14 protein-coding genes are annotated in these 16375 nt (G+C 63.1%); 4 read left to right on the top strand and 10 right to left on the bottom strand.

The window, feature by feature from the left end; genetic code table 11:
* Nucleotides 1-84 precede the first annotated feature (84 nt).
* Complete coding sequence (locus U5A89_RS13065; RefSeq protein ID WP_338161520.1) at nt 85-1449, top strand: methyl-accepting chemotaxis protein; 1365 nt, start codon at nt 85-87, stop codon at nt 1447-1449.
* On the opposite strand, the gene U5A89_RS13060 is transcribed toward U5A89_RS13065, so the two are convergent.
* The 9 genes from U5A89_RS13060 to U5A89_RS13020 form a co-directional block, all read right to left on the bottom strand.
* Nucleotides 1437-2294 carry a DUF817 domain-containing protein gene (locus U5A89_RS13060; RefSeq protein ID WP_338161519.1) on the bottom strand — a complete coding sequence of 286 codons (858 nt, stop codon included), beginning with the start codon at nt 2292-2294 and terminating at the stop codon, nt 1437-1439. The genes U5A89_RS13065 and U5A89_RS13060 overlap by 13 nt on opposite strands.
* A gap of 43 nt (nt 2295-2337) precedes the next feature.
* The gene (locus U5A89_RS13055; protein ID WP_338163051.1) at nt 2338-3387 is read right to left on the bottom strand and encodes a hypothetical protein; all 1050 of its coding nucleotides are present in this window, start codon (nt 3385-3387) and stop codon (nt 2338-2340) included.
* A 91-nt stretch (nt 3388-3478) separates the two neighbouring features.
* A complete protein-coding gene (locus tag U5A89_RS13050; protein WP_338161518.1) occupies nt 3479-3892 on the bottom strand; it encodes a GFA family protein in 414 nt (137 codons plus the stop codon).
* A gap of 108 nt (nt 3893-4000) precedes the next feature.
* The gene (locus tag U5A89_RS13045) at nt 4001-4846 is read right to left on the bottom strand and encodes an AAA family ATPase (protein ID WP_338161517.1); all 846 of its coding nucleotides are present in this window, start codon (nt 4844-4846) and stop codon (nt 4001-4003) included.
* Between the two features lie 71 nt (nt 4847-4917).
* Complete coding sequence (locus U5A89_RS13040; protein WP_338161516.1) at nt 4918-5598, bottom strand: DUF6975 family protein; 681 nt, start codon at nt 5596-5598, stop codon at nt 4918-4920.
* Between the two features lie 154 nt (nt 5599-5752).
* Entirely contained in the window at nt 5753-7804 is a 2052-nt protein-coding gene (gene rpoD, locus U5A89_RS13035; protein ID WP_338161515.1) for an RNA polymerase sigma factor RpoD, read from the bottom strand.
* Nucleotides 7805-7878: 74 nt separating this feature from the next.
* Nucleotides 7879-9762: a DNA primase gene (gene dnaG, locus U5A89_RS13030; RefSeq protein ID WP_338161514.1), complete on the bottom strand. Its 1884-nt coding sequence runs from the start codon at nt 9760-9762 to the stop codon at nt 7879-7881.
* Nucleotides 9763-9764: 2 nt separating this feature from the next.
* Complete coding sequence (locus tag U5A89_RS13025) at nt 9765-10166, bottom strand: endonuclease domain-containing protein (RefSeq protein ID WP_338161513.1); 402 nt, start codon at nt 10164-10166, stop codon at nt 9765-9767.
* 62 nt (nt 10167-10228) lie between these two features.
* Nucleotides 10229-10681, bottom strand: coding sequence for a GatB/YqeY domain-containing protein (locus U5A89_RS13020; RefSeq protein WP_338161512.1), 453 nt, complete (start codon nt 10679-10681; stop codon nt 10229-10231).
* Nucleotides 10682-10835: 154 nt separating this feature from the next.
* Between U5A89_RS13020 and carA the strand changes: the two genes are divergently transcribed.
* Together carA and U5A89_RS13010 are read left to right on the top strand one after the other, a co-directional pair.
* Nucleotides 10836-12101 carry a glutamine-hydrolyzing carbamoyl-phosphate synthase small subunit gene (gene carA / locus U5A89_RS13015; protein WP_338161511.1) on the top strand — a complete coding sequence of 422 codons (1266 nt, stop codon included), beginning with the start codon at nt 10836-10838 and terminating at the stop codon, nt 12099-12101.
* Nucleotides 12098-12466 carry a ribonuclease E inhibitor RraB gene (locus U5A89_RS13010; protein ID WP_338161510.1) on the top strand — a complete coding sequence of 123 codons (369 nt, stop codon included), beginning with the start codon at nt 12098-12100 and terminating at the stop codon, nt 12464-12466. Before carA ends, U5A89_RS13010 begins: the two co-directional genes overlap by 4 nt.
* 148 nt (nt 12467-12614) lie before the next feature.
* Here U5A89_RS13010 and U5A89_RS13005 read toward each other — a convergent pair whose 3' ends face one another.
* On the bottom strand, nt 12615-12956 hold the full coding sequence (locus U5A89_RS13005) for an endonuclease domain-containing protein (RefSeq protein WP_338161509.1): 342 nt from the start codon (nt 12954-12956) through the stop codon (nt 12615-12617).
* A gap of 76 nt (nt 12957-13032) precedes the next feature.
* On the opposite strand from U5A89_RS13005, the gene carB reads away from it, so the two are divergent.
* Nucleotides 13033-16368 (top strand): carbamoyl-phosphate synthase large subunit, encoded by a 3336-nt coding sequence (gene carB / locus U5A89_RS13000; RefSeq protein WP_338161508.1) that lies wholly within the window; start codon nt 13033-13035, stop codon nt 16366-16368.
* Nucleotides 16369-16375: the final 7 nt, after the last annotated feature.

Genomic DNA, 16375 nt, shown 5'->3' with positions numbered 1-16375 from the left:
AATATTAAGTGTTGCAGCGCATGGTTAATCCGCCACTATCCACGGCAAGCATTTGAAGCGGGGCGGGCTTTGGAAAACAGGGATTTGTTGGCTGACCTGGGGGAACGGTCGGGCGACATCGCATTGCAGTGCAGCGAGACGGCCGGGTATCTGGGCGAGGTCAATCGCCGGATCCAGGGCGACGCTGCGCATCTGGCCGACCTGCAATCCAATATGGAAACGCTGGCCGCAAGCCAGAATGAAAGCGTCGCCGCGGCGCAGGAATTGAGCCTGACCGCGCGGCGGGCGGGCACGATCGTTGCGGACGGTCATGCGGTGATCGGCCTGTCGCTGGGCGAAGTGGCGGGGCTGGTCGAGCATGTCACCGGGCTGGAGGGGCATTTGCGCCAGTTCCTGACCGTGATCGAAGCGGTGGGCGACATTAGCGAGGAACTGGGTGCGATCGCGCGGCAGACCCGGATGCTGGGGGTGAATGCTGCGATCGAGGCGGCGCGGGGCGGCGCGGCGACGCAGGGCTTTGCCGTAGTGGCGGACGAAATCCGGCGACTGGCGGCGCAGGCGGGGGAGTCCGCCGCTTCGGCCGGCGAGAAGCTGACCCAGCTGGACCGCGACGCCCGCCATCTGATCGGCGGGGTGGAGGCCAATATCGTGCGCGGCCGGGGGGCAGGCGCGCATATCGACCGGCTGCGGCTGAGCCTGGCGGAGATCGCCTCGCTCGTTACCCAGTTTGGCGAACGATCCGATGCGATCGTCACCTGCACCGACGCGGCCGATGGCGATGTAAGCGCGCTGCGCGAGGGGCTGACGACGTTCAGCCGGTCTGCCAGCGACAACGCCGCGCGGGTCGATGGGGCACGCGAACAGCTGGAGCATTTGGAGGGGATGGCGAACGCCATGCTCAACACCGCCGCGCATGGCCCGCAAAAGACGCGCAACAGCCGCTATATCGCGCTGGCGGAGGAGGGAGCGGAAGAGGTCGGCGCGTTGATCGAGCGGGCTTTGCACCGGGGCGAGCTTAGCCTGTCGCAATTGTTCGACGTCGATTATCGCCCGATCGCCGGGTCGATGCCGGTGCAATATCTCAACGGCTTTACCGATTTTGCCGATCGGTCGCTGCGGCCGGTGCTGGACCGGCGGACGAGCGAGGACAGCGCGATCGTTGGGTGCTGCCTGCTCGATGGCAATGGCTATCTGCCGACCCATGTCAGCGCGCGGTGCCAGCCCCAGCGGCCCGGTGCGCCGGACTGGAACATGGAACATGCGCGCAACCGGCAGATATTCATGGACAGCCAGACGCGGCGGGCGCTGAACGAAGAAGGGGATTTCTTCCTCTACACCTATCGCCAGGATCTGGGCGAAGGGCGATATCGGGCGTTGCGCAGCGTGTTCGTGCCGCTGGTCTTCGGCGGGCGGCGATGGGGATTATATGAGGTGGGCTATCTGATCTGATTGCGTTTCGGGCCGATGCCGTGGATCAAGGATATGAGCACGAAGGAGATGATGATCAGAAGATACCAGCTGCCCAGCTTGGCGAGGCTGACCATCTGCCAGCCATGTCGTTGATCGGGATAGGTCCAGGCATTGGCGAAGGTGCCGATATTTTCCGCGAACCAGATGAAGAGCGCGACAAGGAAGAAGCCGACAAGCAGCGGCATCCGGCGTGGCGCGCGCCAGGGGGTGAAGAATATCCACGTCCGCCCGAACAATAGGATAGCCGCTGCGAAAAGAGCGAGGCGAATGTCCGGCAGCCAGTGATGCGCGAAGAAATTGATATAGATGGCAAGCGCCAGCAGGCCTGTGGTCCAGACCGGCGGATAATGGGTGAAGCGAAAATCGAAGATGCGCCAGATACGCGCGATATAGCTGCCCACTGCCGCATACATGAAGCCTGAAAAGAGCGGCACTGGGCCGATATGGAGCCGGCTGGCTTCCGGGTATATCCAGGAACCGGCGTGGGTCTTGAACAATTCCATCACCGTGCCGATCAGATGGAAGGCGAAGATCACCTTCGCCTTGTTCCAGCTTTCGAGGCGGAGGGCGAGCATGGCGACTTGAATCATGATCGCCGCCAGCGTCAGTGCATCGTAGCGGTGGAGCGGCGCGCCGGGCGGATAGAAGAGATGCGTTGCCAGCAGGAGCGCCAGCATCAGACCGCCGAACAGGCAGGCCCAGCCCTGCTTGAAACCGAACAGCAGAAATTCGAACGCCCATGCCGACGGGCCGGGTGCGATCCGGATCGCTTCCAGCCGGGCGCGGATGCGGGCAAAGCGGGTCGCGTCTGTCGGCTGGATCATGCGATCCGATCAGAGCCGATTTTCAGGGTCAAGAAAAGCCCCGTCAGTGGCCTTTCTGCGCCAGGCGGCTGATCGTGACATCGCCATTGGCGGCATAAGCGGCGGTGGCTTGGGCCTGGGCGGTCTGGGGATCCTTGCCATCCAGGATCGCGGCGACCTGATGCGGGTTGGGGACGCGGTCATAGACGCCATAGAGGTCGGTCTGGCCGACCATGTGGATGGAGAGCTTATACCCTTTGGCGTCGGTCGCGGGGTCGAAGGCGAGAACGGTGCCACTATCGTCCACCGGCACGATGATCGCGCCGTCGCTGCGCCCGGTCTGCTGGAGCATGTCGTAGCTGCCGTCCGCCGTCGCCACGGTGCCGCGGATGCAAAGCGCGTCCTTGCCGTCGCGGGGTATGCGTACATCCTGCGGCACGGCCTGCTCGGTCGGCTTGGCCGGGGTCAGGCGGGCGTCGGCGGTCGGCGCGGCGGGGCAGGCGGCGAAGCTGGCGGGCGCGGTGACGTGCAGGCTGGTGGGATCGTCGATGGACAGGTTGGCGAGCATCCCGTCGAGGCCCGCCAGCACCTCGGCCCGGCGTTCGGTCGGGCCGGTCACGCGAATCTTGGCGATCCAGCGCCCGGCATGGACGAAGCCTGCCGCCGTCGTCAGTGCGCCATTGGCGGCGTCATCATAAACGGCGCGGATCGCGCTGTCGGCATGGCCCGCGACGGGGGCGCTGGCATAGGCAGTGCGGCGGGTCTTCGAGCCGAACCGGGCCATGACGGCCTTGTCGGTCATATAGGCGGCCAGCGATGCGTCCGCATAGGTGGGGAGATAGACGTAAAGGGTGGCCTGAATGATGCCGTCTTCGGAAAGATATTGCGCATAATTGTCGACCGCCCGGCCGCCGTTGGAGGCTTCGCCGCTTTTGGCGAGGGAGAGGCCCGCCACGGTCTGCGGCAGGCTGATGCCCGCGGACGCGGCGCGGATGGCGGTGTCGCTGGGCGTCCAGGCTTCGGTGTCGGCGGCGTGCGCCAGCGTGGGGGCGGCCAGGCTCAGGGCCGCCACGGACAACAGGCCTGTCATGACATTTCGGGCGCACTTCGGCATCGTCATCGCTCTCCAGATCCAGACCGTCTTGGCGCGGCCTTGAACTATGACAGAGAGGCTACAGACTATGCGCGAGGGCGCAAGCGGCTTTTCAGGCGACGGGCGGGATTTGCGCCGGATAATGGGGCAGTGCGGGATCATGATGCGCCCAGTGCGGGGCGGCATCGGTCCAGATCACCGCCTGCGGGCCGATCAGCGACGGATCGTCCAGTGCGCCCGCGCGGATGAAGGTTAGGTGCGGGCGCGATTCGGCCAGGCTGAACAGCGGCGTGCCGCAGTTGGGGCAGAAGCCGCGTTTCATGGCGTTGCCGCTGTCGGCGACGCTGTCATGCCATTGCACTTTGCCGGTCGTAGTGATTGCGTCGGACGGGAAGCAGACGTTCACGGTCGCCGATCCGCCGCCCAGATATTGGCACAGGCGGCACCAGCACATGCGCGCGGCGATAGGGTCTGCGTCGATGGTGATGCGGACGGCACCGCAGAGGCATCCGGCTTGGTGGGGCATGAGGGTTACTCCTTGTCAATTGCGGGGCGTTGGCCACTCCGCTGCGACTAACGCGCTACGCTCGTAAGTCTCGCTGCCCCTCCCGCAGGCGGGAGGGGTATTAGGGGTTTACCGCCCCTGCCGACGCGCCATGAAGGCGAGGCGTTCGAACATCATGATGTCCTGCTCATTCTTGAGCAGTGCGCCGTGGAGGGGCGGGATCGCCTTGGTGGGATCGCTGTTCTGGAGGACGTCGAGCGGCATATCCTCGTTCAGCAGCAGTTTCAGCCAGTCGAGCAATTCGCTGGTCGAGGGTTTCTTCTTGAGGCCCGGCACGTCGCGAATCTCGTAAAAGATATCCATCGCCTTGCTGACCAGGATTTTCTGGATGCCGGGGAAGTGGACGTCGACGATGGCCTGCATCGTGTCGCGATCTGGGAATTTGATATAGTGGAAGAAGCAGCGGCGCAGGAAAGCGTCGGGCAGTTCCTTTTCATTGTTGGACGTGATGATGACGATCGGGCGATCGGCGGCGGCAACGGTTTCGCCGGTTTCATAGACGTGGAAGGCCATGCGATCGAGTTCCTGCAACAGGTCGTTGGGAAATTCGATGTCGGCCTTGTCGATCTCATCGATCAGCAGCACGGGCAGCTTTGGCGCGGTGAACGCCTCCCACAATTTTCCCTTGCGGATATAGTTGGCGATGTCATGCACGCGATCGTCGCCCAATTGCCCGTCGCGCAGGCGGGCGACGGCGTCATATTCGTACAGACCCTGATGCGCCCTGGTCGTGGACTTGACGTTCCATTCGATCAGCGGGGCGTCCAGCGCGGTGGCGATTTCCTGGGCGAGGACGGTCTTGCCTGTGCCCGGTTCCCCCTTCACCAGCAGGGGGCGGCGCAGCAATACGGCGGCGTTGACCGCGACCTTCAGATCGTCGGTGGCGACATAATCCTGCGTACCTTCAAAGCGCATAATGCTGGTCCATCCGTTGCCGATGGCAACCGGACTAGGCAATCGCGCGGACCGGCGCAATCGGGAAAGGGTTAGTCCTGGCGCGCCCGAACGTCGGCGCGGGCGGCGAGCAAGTCCCACAGGCCGCGATGCTGGTTGAGCAGCTGGCGTGCGCCGAACTGAATGGCGCGGTCGATGGCGTCGTCGCCGCCGATGGCGCGGGCGACGTCGAGCGTGGCGCTACGGTCGGGCAGGGCGCAGGTCTGAGGTTCGATCCCCGCGCGCAGTGCCGCCATGTCGAGCACATGGCGCACGGCGCGCCAGTCGAGCACCAGCGCCATCGCCGCGCCCATGGCGCAACCGCGCCGGTCGGACTGGGCGAGCATGTCGAGCGCGTGGCGTTGTTGGCTGACCGCGGTTTCGCAATCGGCCTGGCCTGCGGTGCTGGGGGCGGGACCGGTGGCGACCGTCACCTGGGCGAGATAGGCGCGCTCCCCGGCGAAGGCGTCGGCCGTTTCGATCAGCCACTGGCGCGCGGCATTGTCGGCGGACCGGGTGGCGGCATGATCGATGACGCCGGGATGGCGGCCATGGAGCATGCAGAGATAATAGGCCGCGTCGGCGAGATCGGACAGCGACAACAGCGTGTCGCGGGCCACGCCGGTGCTGGCGCGATGGGCATAGGCATGGGCGGCGGTGCCGTCGGCGGCGACCAGCGCCTCCAGGATTCGCGCTATATCGCCGAATTGATAGCGCGGTGCCGCTTCGCTCATGCCCAAATCCCTGTGATGCCCCGCATGTGCGGCTGAGGGCACAGGAATAACTCGGTCAAGTAAACGTCCGGTTTACGGAATCAGAAAGGGCGACCGTGAAAGCCGCCCTTTTCCGTCAACGATGGTTAATTTACATTTACCGATGCGTTTTAATTTATTGGTCGAGGAAGGACCGCATCTTCCGGCTGCGCGACGGGTGCTTGAGCTTGCGCAGCGCCTTCGCCTCGATCTGACGGATGCGTTCGCGGGTCACGCTGAACTGCTGGCCCACTTCTTCCAAGGTGTGGTCGGTATTCATGCCGATGCCAAAGCGCATGCGCAGCACGCGTTCTTCGCGTGGGGTGAGCGAGGCTAGGACGCGGGTGACCGTTTCCTTCAGATTCGCCTGGATCGCGGCGTCCACCGGAATGATCGCATTCTTGTCTTCGATGAAGTCGCCCAGATGGCTGTCTTCCTCGTCGCCGATCGGCGTTTCGAGGGAGATCGGCTCCTTGGCGATCTTCATCACCTTGCGGACCTTTTCCAGCGGCATGGACAGACGCTCTGCCATTTCCTCCGGGGTCGGCTCGCGGCCCTGCTCATGCAGGAACTGGCGACTGGTGCGGACCAGCTTGTTGATCGTTTCGATCATGTGGACAGGAATACGGATGGTCCGCGCCTGATCCGCGATCGAGCGGGTAATCGCCTGCCTGATCCACCAGGTCGCATAGGTGCTGAACTTGTAACCGCGGCGATATTCGAACTTATCCACCGCCTTCATCAGGCCGATATTGCCTTCCTGAATGAGATCAAGGAATTGCAAGCCGCGGTTCGTATATTTTTTAGCGATGGAGATGACGAGGCGCAGGTTGGCTTCGACCATTTCCTTCTTGGCGATCCGCGCTTCGCGCTCGCCCTTTTGCACCATGTTGACGATGCGGCGGAATTCGCTGAGCGACATGCCGGTCGCCTGGGCGATTTCACCGATTTCGTTGCGGATACGATCGACGGCGCGCCCTTCGGCGGCGACGAATGCGGTCCATTTCTTGTCCAGGCCGCCGACCTTGTCGAGCCAGCCATCGTCCAGCTCATGGTTCACATAGCGATCGAGGAAGTCCTTGCGCGGCACCTTGTGCCGTTCGGCCAGACGCAGCATCTGTCCGCCCAGCGCGGTCAGGCGCCGGTTATAGGCGTACAGCTGATCGACCAGATATTCGATCTTCTGCTGGTGGAACTGGACGCTTTCGACCTGCGCGGTCAGGCTTTCGCGCAGTTCCTGATAGTCGTCCTCATCCTTTTGGCTGAGCACTTCGCCGGTGCCCATAGCGACCATGCGCGCGGACTGCGCCGCGGAAAAGGCGCGGAAAATGTCGGTGATGGTGGCGAACTTCTCAAGCGCCATCGGCTTGAGCGTCTCTTCCATCTGGGCAAGGGAGAGGGTGTTGTCCTCCTCCTCTTCCTCTTCGACGCGCTTGGCACGGCGTTCGGTGCCGTCCTCATCCTCGTCAGCGTCGGCGGATTCTTCCTCCGGCTCTTCCTCTTCCTTGAAGCTGGGACCAGCGGTCTTCTCGCTGATTTCGCCATCATCATCCTCGGCGCCTTCCTCCAGGCTTTCCGGGGCGGGATCTTTGGAGAGCATGGCGTCGAGATCGAGAATCTCGCGCAGCTGCATTTCGCCGTTGTTGAGCGCGGTCGACCATTCGATGATCGCGTTGAAGGTGGTCGGGCTTTCGCACAGGCCCAGAATCATCGTGTCGCGGCCAGCCTCGATCCGCTTGGCGATGGCGATTTCGCCTTCGCGGCTGAGCAGTTCGACGGCACCCATTTCGCGCAGATACATGCGCACGGGATCGTCGGTGCGATCGACCGTTTCCTTCTTCTTTTCGGTGATCAGCTTGGGGCCGTCATCATCGCTCGATTCGTCTTCGGCGTCCTCGGCATCCTCGCGCTCGCGCTGCTCGTCGCCGTCTTCGCTCGCTTCCTCATTCTCGACGATGTTGACGCCCATGTCGTTGAGCGCGGACATGACGTCCTCGATCTGCTCAGAGGACATCTGGTCCTGCGGCAGGGCGTCGTTCAATTCGTCATAGGTGATGTAGCCGCGCTTTTTCGCGCGGGCGATCAGCTTCTTGACCGAGGCTTCGTTGAGGTCGAGCAGGGGAGCGTCGCCGCCTTCATCCCCGCCATCGCCTGCACCCGCACTCTTGCTGTTCGCCTTGGTCGCCATCTATTCGCCTTAACTCCGTCGTCCCTTGGAGGGACGATCACATCAAATCCGTCGCCCCTCCAAGGGGCGATATATCAAACAATGTCTTCGGACTGCGCCAGTTCCGCCAGCCGACGATCATGATCGGCCTTGAGTGCGCGGATACGCTGTTGCTCGGCGAAATTCGCCTCGCTGAAATCCGTTTCGAACCGCCTCGTCGCCTCTGCCAGCGCAGCCTCCAGCTCTGGACCCTGCGCCATCACCCGGATGGCTTCCTCCAGATCGCGGACAAGGCGATCAGGATCGGTTGTCATCCTGTGAGGGGTGAGTGTGAACGTGTCGGCCCGGAGCATTCCCTTAGCCATATTATACACTTCACCTTGCCCCAATATGGTAAGGAGGGCGTGCGTTTCAACTGTTTCTTTGCGAAACGACATGGCGACCATCGCGGCGAGCAGTTGAGCGAGCAGCGGATCGCCGATTTGCAGGCCCGACAGCATCTCGCGATGGCGCGCGATCTGGGCCGGATGGCGCAACAGGCCGGCCAGGATCGCGCGCAGCAACCGCTGTTCCATGCCGCTGGCGCCGATCGCGCGGACTTCAGTCCCGGCGCCGGGAATCGGCGGTTTCCAATTGCCGCGCTTGTCGCGCTGCCAGCGGCCGCCGTCACTACCGGCCGTGCTGCGGCGCTGTCCCTGGGCCGGGGCGGCGTCGCGGCGGGCGAAGAAGCGCGCATCATAGCGTTCGCGAAATTCATGGGCATAATGGGCGCGCACGTCGGAATGGGCGATCGCGTCGGTGATGGCGCGGAGCCGCTGTTTAAGCGCGGCTTTCTGTTCGGGCGTGTCGAGCGGCATGGCGGACAGTTCATGGCTCCACAGCCGTTCGATCAGCGGCTCTGCGGCGTCGAGGATCGCTTCCATCGCCTTGGGACCGCTGGCGCGCAGCAGGTCGTCGGGATCCTGGCCGGGCGGCAGGGTGGCGAAGCAGAGGCTATGGCCGGGGCGCAGCAGGGGCAGGGCGCGGGTAGCGGCACGGATCGCGGCTTTCTGTCCCGCCGAATCGCCATCGAAGCATAGGATGGGCACTTCGACCATCTTCCACAGCCGTTCGATCTGATGTTCGGTGAGCGCGGTGCCGAGCGGGGCGACGGCGTCGCCGAATCCCGCCTGAGCCAGCGCGATCACGTCCATATAGCCTTCGACCACGATCACCCGTTCGGTCTGGCGGCTGGCGGGGGAAGCGCGATCGATATTGTAAAGGGTGCGGCCCTTGTCGAAGAGCGGCGTGTCGGGGGAGTTGAGATATTTGGGTTCGCCAGCGCCCAATATGCGACCGCCGAACGCGATGACGCGGCCGCGAATGTCGCGGATGGGGAGCATCAGGCGGCCGCGGAAGCGATCATAGGTGTCGCGTTCGCCGTCCGGATCGATCAGCAACCCGGCTTCGACCAGCATCGGTTCGCCAAAATCCTTGAGCGCGCTCTTCAGGCGACTGCGCCCGTCGGGGGAAAAGCCGAAGCCGAAAGTGCGGCGGGTGGCGTCGCTGATGCCGCGCTTTTGCAGATAGGCGCGGGCTTCGCCGCCGTCGATGCCGCCCAGTTGCTCCTCGAAAAAACCCTGCGCGGCGGTCATGGCGTCATGCAGTCCCTTGGCCACTTCGGCGCGCTTGGCGGCGCGCGGGTCGGCGGCGGGGACGTCCATGCTGGCGGCGGCGGCAAGTTCCTTCACCGCCTCCATGAAGGGCAGGCCGCGCTGGTCGGTCATCCAGCGGATCGCATCACCATGCGCTCCGCAGCCGAAGCAATGGTAGAAGCCCTTCTCGTCGTTGATCGTGAAGCTGGGCGTCTTTTCGTTATGGAACGGGCAGCAGGCTTTGTACTCGCGGCCTGCTTTGGTGACCTTGACGGTCTTGCCGATAAGGGTGGAGAGCGACGTGCGCGCGCGCAGTTCGTCCAGCCATTGGGGGGTGAGGGTCATGGCTAAAGCCCCTCCCTTCCAAGGGAGGGGTTGGGGTGGGTGATCTTCTGCCGTTCAGGCAATGTGATTGCGCGTTCGAGAATGACAGTCAGCACACCTTCGAGATTGTCACGAATGTCGGCATTGGAAAAACGCAAAACCAAATAGCCTTGATGAGCAAGATCAAAGTCGCGATCTTGATCCTTGATCGGGTCATGGCGGTCATCGTCAACTTCGACGATCAGGCCGATAAGAGGGCACAGAAAGTCGCAGATATAAGGTTCGATCACAGCTTGGCGACGGAATTTGAATCCGCCTAGCTGCGATGCCCTCAAGGCGTTCCATAGGCGCCGTTCATAGTAGGTGGGTTCCTGGCGCATATCGTGCGCATATCGGCCGAGTTTTGCATTGATGCGTAGCGCCATCACCCACCCCAACCCCTCCCTTGGAAGGGAGGGGCTTTATATGTCAGCCCCGGTTCACTCTGTTACGAAAGCGCCGCCTTCACCAGCCCGCTCGCCTTGCTCATATCGATCACGCTGCCATGGCGTTCCTTCAGCACGGCCATCACCTTGCCCATGTCGCGCACGCTCTGCGCGTCGATCTCCGCCTTGATCCCTTCGATCGCGGCCTTGGTTTCCTTTTCGCTCAGTTGTGCGGGCAGGAAGCCTTCGATCACGTCGAGTTCGGCCTGTTCCTTGGCGGCCAGTTCGTCGCGGCCGCCGGACTTGAACATGTCGATCGATTCGCGGCGCTGCTTCACCATCTTCTGGAGGACTTCCACCACGATGGCGTCGTCGTCCGGCACGCTGGACGCGGTTCGCAATTCGATGTCGCGGTCCTTCAGCTTCGCCAGGATCAGGCGGACGGCGGCCAGCCTTTCCTTGTCGCCAGCCTTCATGGCGGTGACCTGGGCGCTCTTGATGGTATCGCGAATCATCGACGCATTAATCCTGTTGCTTGCGGAAAAGAGCAGATATAGCGCCAAAAGAGATTTTTAACAGACGTTGACCTTGCGGGCGTGGGGGCATAGGTGACCGGCCGTTTAACCCGCACCAGACGGGTTCCCGCAAAAGCATAAAGGACCGACCGCCATGGCTGACGCCAAAACCCTTACCGTGCCTAAAGGAGCGACAGGGGTCGTGGTTTTCGCCGATGGGTCCGCGGTGTTCGGGCGCGGTTTCGGCGCGATCGGCGATGCGGTGGGCGAATTGTGCTTCAACACGTCGATCACCGGTTACCAGGAGATCATGACCGACCCGTCCTATGCGGGGCAGGTCATCACCTTCACCTTCCCGCATATCGGCAATGTCGGCACCAACCTGGACGACGTGGAAGCCGACAGTCCCTATGCACTGGGCTGCATCGTGCGCGAGGATGTGACCGCGCCCAGCAATTTCCGCAACGTCTTGGCGTTCGACCAATGGATGGCGGACAATGGCCGTATCGGGCTGGCTGGCGTCGATACGCGTGCGCTGACGCGGCTGATCCGGGTCAAGGGCGCGCCCAATGTCGTGATCGCCCACGATCCCGACGGGCAGTTCGACATCGCAGCGCTTAGCGCGAAGGCGGCGGGCTGGCCGGGGCTGGAGGGCATGGACCTCGCCATCGAAGTCACCGGCCAGGAAACGCGGCTGTGGAAGGATGGCGGCTGGACGCTGGGCAAGGGCTATGAGGTTGACGCCACCGAGCAATTGGAGACGGTCGCGGCGGGCTATCCGGCCAGCGATGCGGAGGGCAATGCGTTGCTGTTCGACCAGCAGGACTTGCCGACCCCCGCGCCGCGCCCGCATGTCGTGGCGATCGATTATGGCGCGAAGAACAATATCTTCCGCAATCTGGTGAAGGCAGGCGCGCGCGTCACCGTGCTGCCCGCGACCGCGACGTTCGAGCAGGTGATGGACTTGCAGCCCGACGGCGTGTTCCTGTCCAACGGGCCGGGTGATCCGGCCGCGACCGGCGCCTATGCGGTGCCGGTAATCGCGGCGTTGCTGACCGAGAATGTGCCGATCTTCGGCATTTGCCTGGGGCATCAGTTGCTGGGGCTGGCGGTCGGCGCCAAGACGATCAAGATGCACCAGGGCCATCGCGGCGCGAACCATCCGGTCAAGCGGCTGGACGACGGACTGGTCGAGATCACATCGATGAACCATGGCTTTGCGGTCGATGCCGACACGCTGCCCGCCAATGTCCGCGCGACCCATGTGTCGCTGTTCGACGGCAGCAATTGCGGCATCGAACTGACCGACAAGAACGCTTTTTCGGTGCAATATCATCCCGAAGCCTCGCCGGGGCCGCAGGACAGCTTCTATCTGTTCAAACGGTTCGTCGCGGGCCTCAAAGGGTCGGTCGCGGCGTGAGCATCAAGCTGCCCCCGGTCGATGAAGCGCGCCTCGACGCGGAATGGGAGGCGGACAAGGCCGTTCTCGCCAACCTTGCCGCCAATGGCGACGTGGCGCGGATCGCGCGGCCGGTGGACGTGTCCTTCCGGGGCAGCGAAAAGGATTTCGACCGGTTGCTCACCATCGCCAGCCAGTTCGGCTTTGTCGAACTGGACCGGGAAGAGGATGAGGAGGGCGACCTGTTCCTGTTCTTGGAATGCGTGCAGCCGGTCGACGAACAATCGATCCGCGCGCTGACCCGCAAATGCCTTCAGATCGAAATCCTCTGCGGCGTCGAATATGACGGTTGGGGGTGCGAGGCGCAGACGGGGGCGGTGCATTGAGTTCGCGTCGCTTTTCTTCCCCCTCTCCCCTGCGGGGAGAGGGTCGGGGTGAGGGGGGACTGCGCTGATGGAATATGCAGTCGTCGCACCACATCCCCATCCAACTTCGCCTAGCCAGCACGCTGGCAAGGCTTCGTATCCTTCTCCCTCAAGGGAGAAGGTTTCTGGCGAGATACAGTTCGGACCGGATCGTTTCCAGGACGCCTTCCATATTGGACAAAACGTCGTGGTTCCAGAAGCGGATCAAATGATAGCCATGGGCTTCGATGAGCGCTGTGCGCGGGGCGTCCGTTTCGCTGGTCGCGTGCTGTCCGCCATCCAGTTCAACGACGAGTTTCGCGCTGCGGCAGGCAAAGTCGACCACATGCGGGCCGATGGGGAATTGCCGGACGAATTTGAAGCCATCGATCTGACTGGCCCGCAATCGCACCCAAAGAGATTTTTCCGCTTCGGTCGGTTCACCGCGCAGCTTTCGCGCGGTGCTGGTCAAGCGCTTTTCCGCCACCGTTTCACACCCTCACCCAACCCTCTCCCTCAAGGGAGAGGGCTTTGGAGCGTTACAGTCAATGCCTAAAAGAACCGACATCTCTTCCATCCTCATCATCGGCGCTGGCCCGATCATCATCGGCCAGGCGTGCGAGTTCGATTATTCGGGCACGCAGGCGGTGAAGGCGCTCAAGGAAGAGGGCTATCGCATCATCCTGGTCAATTCCAACCCGGCTACGATCATGACCGATCCGGAATTTGCCGACGCGACCTATGTCGAGCCGATCACGCCGGAGATTGTGGCGAAGATCATCGAGAAGGAGCGGCCGGACGCGGTGCTGCCGACCATGGGCGGGCAGACGGCGCTCAACACGGCGCTGGCGCTTTTCAACGACGGCACGCTGGAGAAGTTCGGCGTGCAGATGATCGGTGCCGACGCCGAAGCGATCGACAAGGCGGAGGACCGGATCAAGTTCCGCGACGCGATGGACAAGATCGGACTGGAATCGGCCCGCTCGCGCATTGCGCATACGATGGAAGAGGCGCTGGAGGGGCTGGAGTTCACCGGCCTGCCATCGATCATCCGGCCCAGCTTCACCATGGGCGGCACCGGCGGCGGCATCGCCTATAATCGCGACGAGTTCATGACGATCGTGCGCGGCGGGCTGGATGCGTCGCCCACGACCGAGGTGCTGATCGAGGAGTCCCTCCTCGGTTGGAAGGAATATGAGATGGAGGTCGTGCGCGACCGCAACGACAATTGCATCATCATCTGTTCGATCGAGAATGTCGATCCGATGGGCGTGCATACCGGGGACAGCATTACGGTCGCTCCAGCGCTGACGCTGACCGACAAGGAATATCAGATCATGCGCAACGCTTCGATCGCGGTATTGCGGGAAATCGGCGTCGAAACAGGCGGATCCAACGTCCAGTTCGCGGTCAATCCCAAGGACGGCCGCCTGGTCGTGATCGAGATGAACCCGCGCGTGTCGCGCTCGTCCGCGCTGGCGTCGAAAGCGACCGGCTTCCCGATCGCCAAGGTCGCGGCCAAGCTGGCGGTCGGCTACACGCTGGACGAGATCACGAACGACATCACCGGCGCGACGCCGGCGTCGTTTGAGCCGACGATCGACTATGTCGTGACCAAAATCCCGCGCTTCGCGTTCGAAAAGTTCAAGGGCGCCGAGCCGTTGCTGGGCACGGCGATGAAGTCCGTCGGCGAAGTCATGGCGATCGGCCGGAATATCCATGAGTTGATGCAGAAGGCGCTGCGCGGTCTGGAAACCGGGCTGAGCGGTTTCAACCAGGTCGATCATCTGGTCGGCGCGCCCAAGGACGATATCATCGCCGCGCTGGCGCAGCCGACGCCCGACCGGCTGCTGGTCGCGGCGCAAGCGCTGCGCGAAGGCCTGAGCGTCCAAGAAATCCACAATATCGCAAAGTTCGATCCCTGGTTCCTGGAACGGATCAAGGAAATCGTGGACGCGGAAGGCGAAGTGCTGGAAAACGGCCTGCCGCAGGATGCGGACGGGATGCGCCGCCTGAAAGCCATGGGCTTTTCGGACAAGCGGCTTGCCTGGCTGGCGCTAAAATCCGCCAATCTGCGCGGCATGGAACGCAGCATCGCTCGCGGTAGCGGCCTGATCCATGAAGCGGTCAAAGCGATGACCGGCGGCGTGACCGAGGATGAAGTCCGCAAGCTGCGCCACAAGCTGGGCGTGCGGCCGGTGTTCAAGCGCATCGACACTTGCGCCGCCGAGTTCGAGGCGAAGACGCCGTACATGTATTCGACCTATGAAGCGCCGATCTTTGGCGAGGCGGAGAATGAATCCGCGCCCACGAGCCGCGAAAAGGTGGTGATCCTGGGTGGCGGGCCGAACCGGATCGGGCAGGGGATCGAGTTCGACTATTGCTGCGTCCATGCCTGCTTCGCGCTGAGCGAAGTCGGCTATGAAACCATCATGATCAACTGCAATCCTGAGACGGTGTCGACCGATTACGACACGTCGGACCGCCTCTATTTCGAGCCGCTGACGGCCGAGGACGTGCTGGAAATCCTGAACGTCGAAATGTCGAACGGGACGCTCAAAGGCGTGATCGTGCAGTTTGGCGGGCAGACGCCGCTCAAGCTGGCGCAGGCGCTGGAAGATGCGGGTATCCCGATCCTGGGTACGTCGCCGGACGCGATCGACCTGGCCGAGGATCGCGAGCGCTTCGCGGCGCTGATCGACAAGCTGAAACTGCGCCAGCCCGCCAACGGTATCGCGCGCAGCCGGGAAGAGGCGATCGCGGTCGCCAACCGGATCGGCTATCCGGTGCTGATGCGGCCGAGCTATGTGCTGGGCGGCCGGGCGATGGAGATTGTCGACGGCCAGGCGCAGCTGGAGGAATATATCACCACCGCGGTCAAGGTGTCGGGCGATTCTCCGGTGCTGATCGACCAATATCTGCGCGACGCGATCGAGGTCGATGTCGATGCGCTGTGCGATGGCGACGATGTGGTCGTGGCGGGCGTGTTGCAGCATATCGAGGAAGCGGGCGTGCACTCCGGTGATAGCGCCTGTTCGCTGCCGCCCTACAGCCTGTCGGACGAGATCATCGCCGAGATCGAACGGCAGACCGAAGTGCTGGCCCACGCCCTGTCGGTGCGCGGCCTGATGAACATCCAGTTCGCGGTGAAGGATGGCGTCGTCTATTTGATCGAGGTCAATCCGCGCGCCAGCCGCACCGTGCCCTTCGTCGCCAAGGCGATCGGCACGCCCATCGCCAAGATCGCCAGCCGCGTGATGGCTGGGGAAAAGATCAAGGATCTGCCCAGGATCGACCGCAATGCGATCGACCATGTGGCGGTGAAGGAAGCCGTCTTCCCCTTCGGTCGCTTCCCGGGCGTCGATCCGGTGCTGTCGCCGGAAATGAAAAGCACGGGCGAAGTCATGGGGATCGACAGCAATTTCGCGATCGCTTTTGCCAAGGCGCAGATCGGCGCGGGAACCCTATTGCCGACGTCCGGCACGGTCTTCATCTCGCTCAAGGACAGCGACAAGCCGGTGATCCTGCCTGCCGCGCGCAAGCTGGTGGACATGGGGTTCAAGCTGATCGCAACCGGCGGCACGGCGGACTATCTGGTCGCGCACGGTATCGCGGTGGAAAAGGTGAACAAGGTCGCCGAAGGCCGGCCGCATATCGTGGACAAGATCACCGACGGCGATGTGCAGTTGATCTTCAACACGACCGAGGGCTGGCAGTCGCTCAAGGACAGCAAGGCGATCCGCACCAGCGCGCTGCGTCAGAAGGTGGCGAGCTTCACCACGGCGGCCGCCAGCGTCGCTGCGGCCGATGCGATCGAGGCTTTACGGGGACATCCCCTTGAAGTGCGCTCGCTCCAGTCCTATTATCCCCTGTCGCACGCCTGATACCCTG

Source organism: Sphingobium sp. HWE2-09 (assembly GCF_035989265.1).
Lineage (GTDB): Bacteria > Pseudomonadota > Alphaproteobacteria > Sphingomonadales > Sphingomonadaceae > Sphingobium.
Note: the sequence above shows the minus strand (reverse complement) of the source record. Positions and strands in the feature narration are given on the sequence as shown.

What these genes read in the sequence shown, in the direction of transcription:
- U5A89_RS13060 (WP_338161519.1), bottom strand. Translation starts at nt 2,294, where the DNA reads ATGATCCAGCCGACAGACGCGACCCGCTTTGCCCGCATCCGCGCCCGG.
- U5A89_RS13055 (WP_338163051.1), bottom strand. Translation starts at nt 3,387, where the DNA reads ATGCCGAAGTGCGCCCGAAATGTCATGACAGGCCTGTTGTCCGTGGCG.
- U5A89_RS13050 (WP_338161518.1), bottom strand. Translation starts at nt 3,892, where the DNA reads ATGCCCCACCAAGCCGGATGCCTCTGCGGTGCCGTCCGCATCACCATC.
- U5A89_RS13045 (WP_338161517.1), bottom strand. Translation starts at nt 4,846, where the DNA reads ATGCGCTTTGAAGGTACGCAGGATTATGTCGCCACCGACGATCTGAAG.
- U5A89_RS13040 (WP_338161516.1), bottom strand. Translation starts at nt 5,598, where the DNA reads ATGAGCGAAGCGGCACCGCGCTATCAATTCGGCGATATAGCGCGAATC.
- rpoD (WP_338161515.1), bottom strand. Translation starts at nt 7,804, where the DNA reads ATGGCGACCAAGGCGAACAGCAAGAGTGCGGGTGCAGGCGATGGCGGG.
- dnaG (WP_338161514.1), bottom strand. Translation starts at nt 9,762, where the DNA reads ATGACCCTCACCCCCCAATGGCTGGACGAACTGCGCGCGCGCACGTCG.
- U5A89_RS13025 (WP_338161513.1), bottom strand. Translation starts at nt 10,166, where the DNA reads ATGGCGCTACGCATCAATGCAAAACTCGGCCGATATGCGCACGATATG.
- U5A89_RS13020 (WP_338161512.1), bottom strand. Translation starts at nt 10,681, where the DNA reads ATGATTCGCGATACCATCAAGAGCGCCCAGGTCACCGCCATGAAGGCT.
- carA (WP_338161511.1), top strand. Translation starts at nt 10,836, where the DNA reads ATGGCTGACGCCAAAACCCTTACCGTGCCTAAAGGAGCGACAGGGGTC.
- carB (WP_338161508.1), top strand. Translation starts at nt 13,033, where the DNA reads ATGCCTAAAAGAACCGACATCTCTTCCATCCTCATCATCGGCGCTGGC.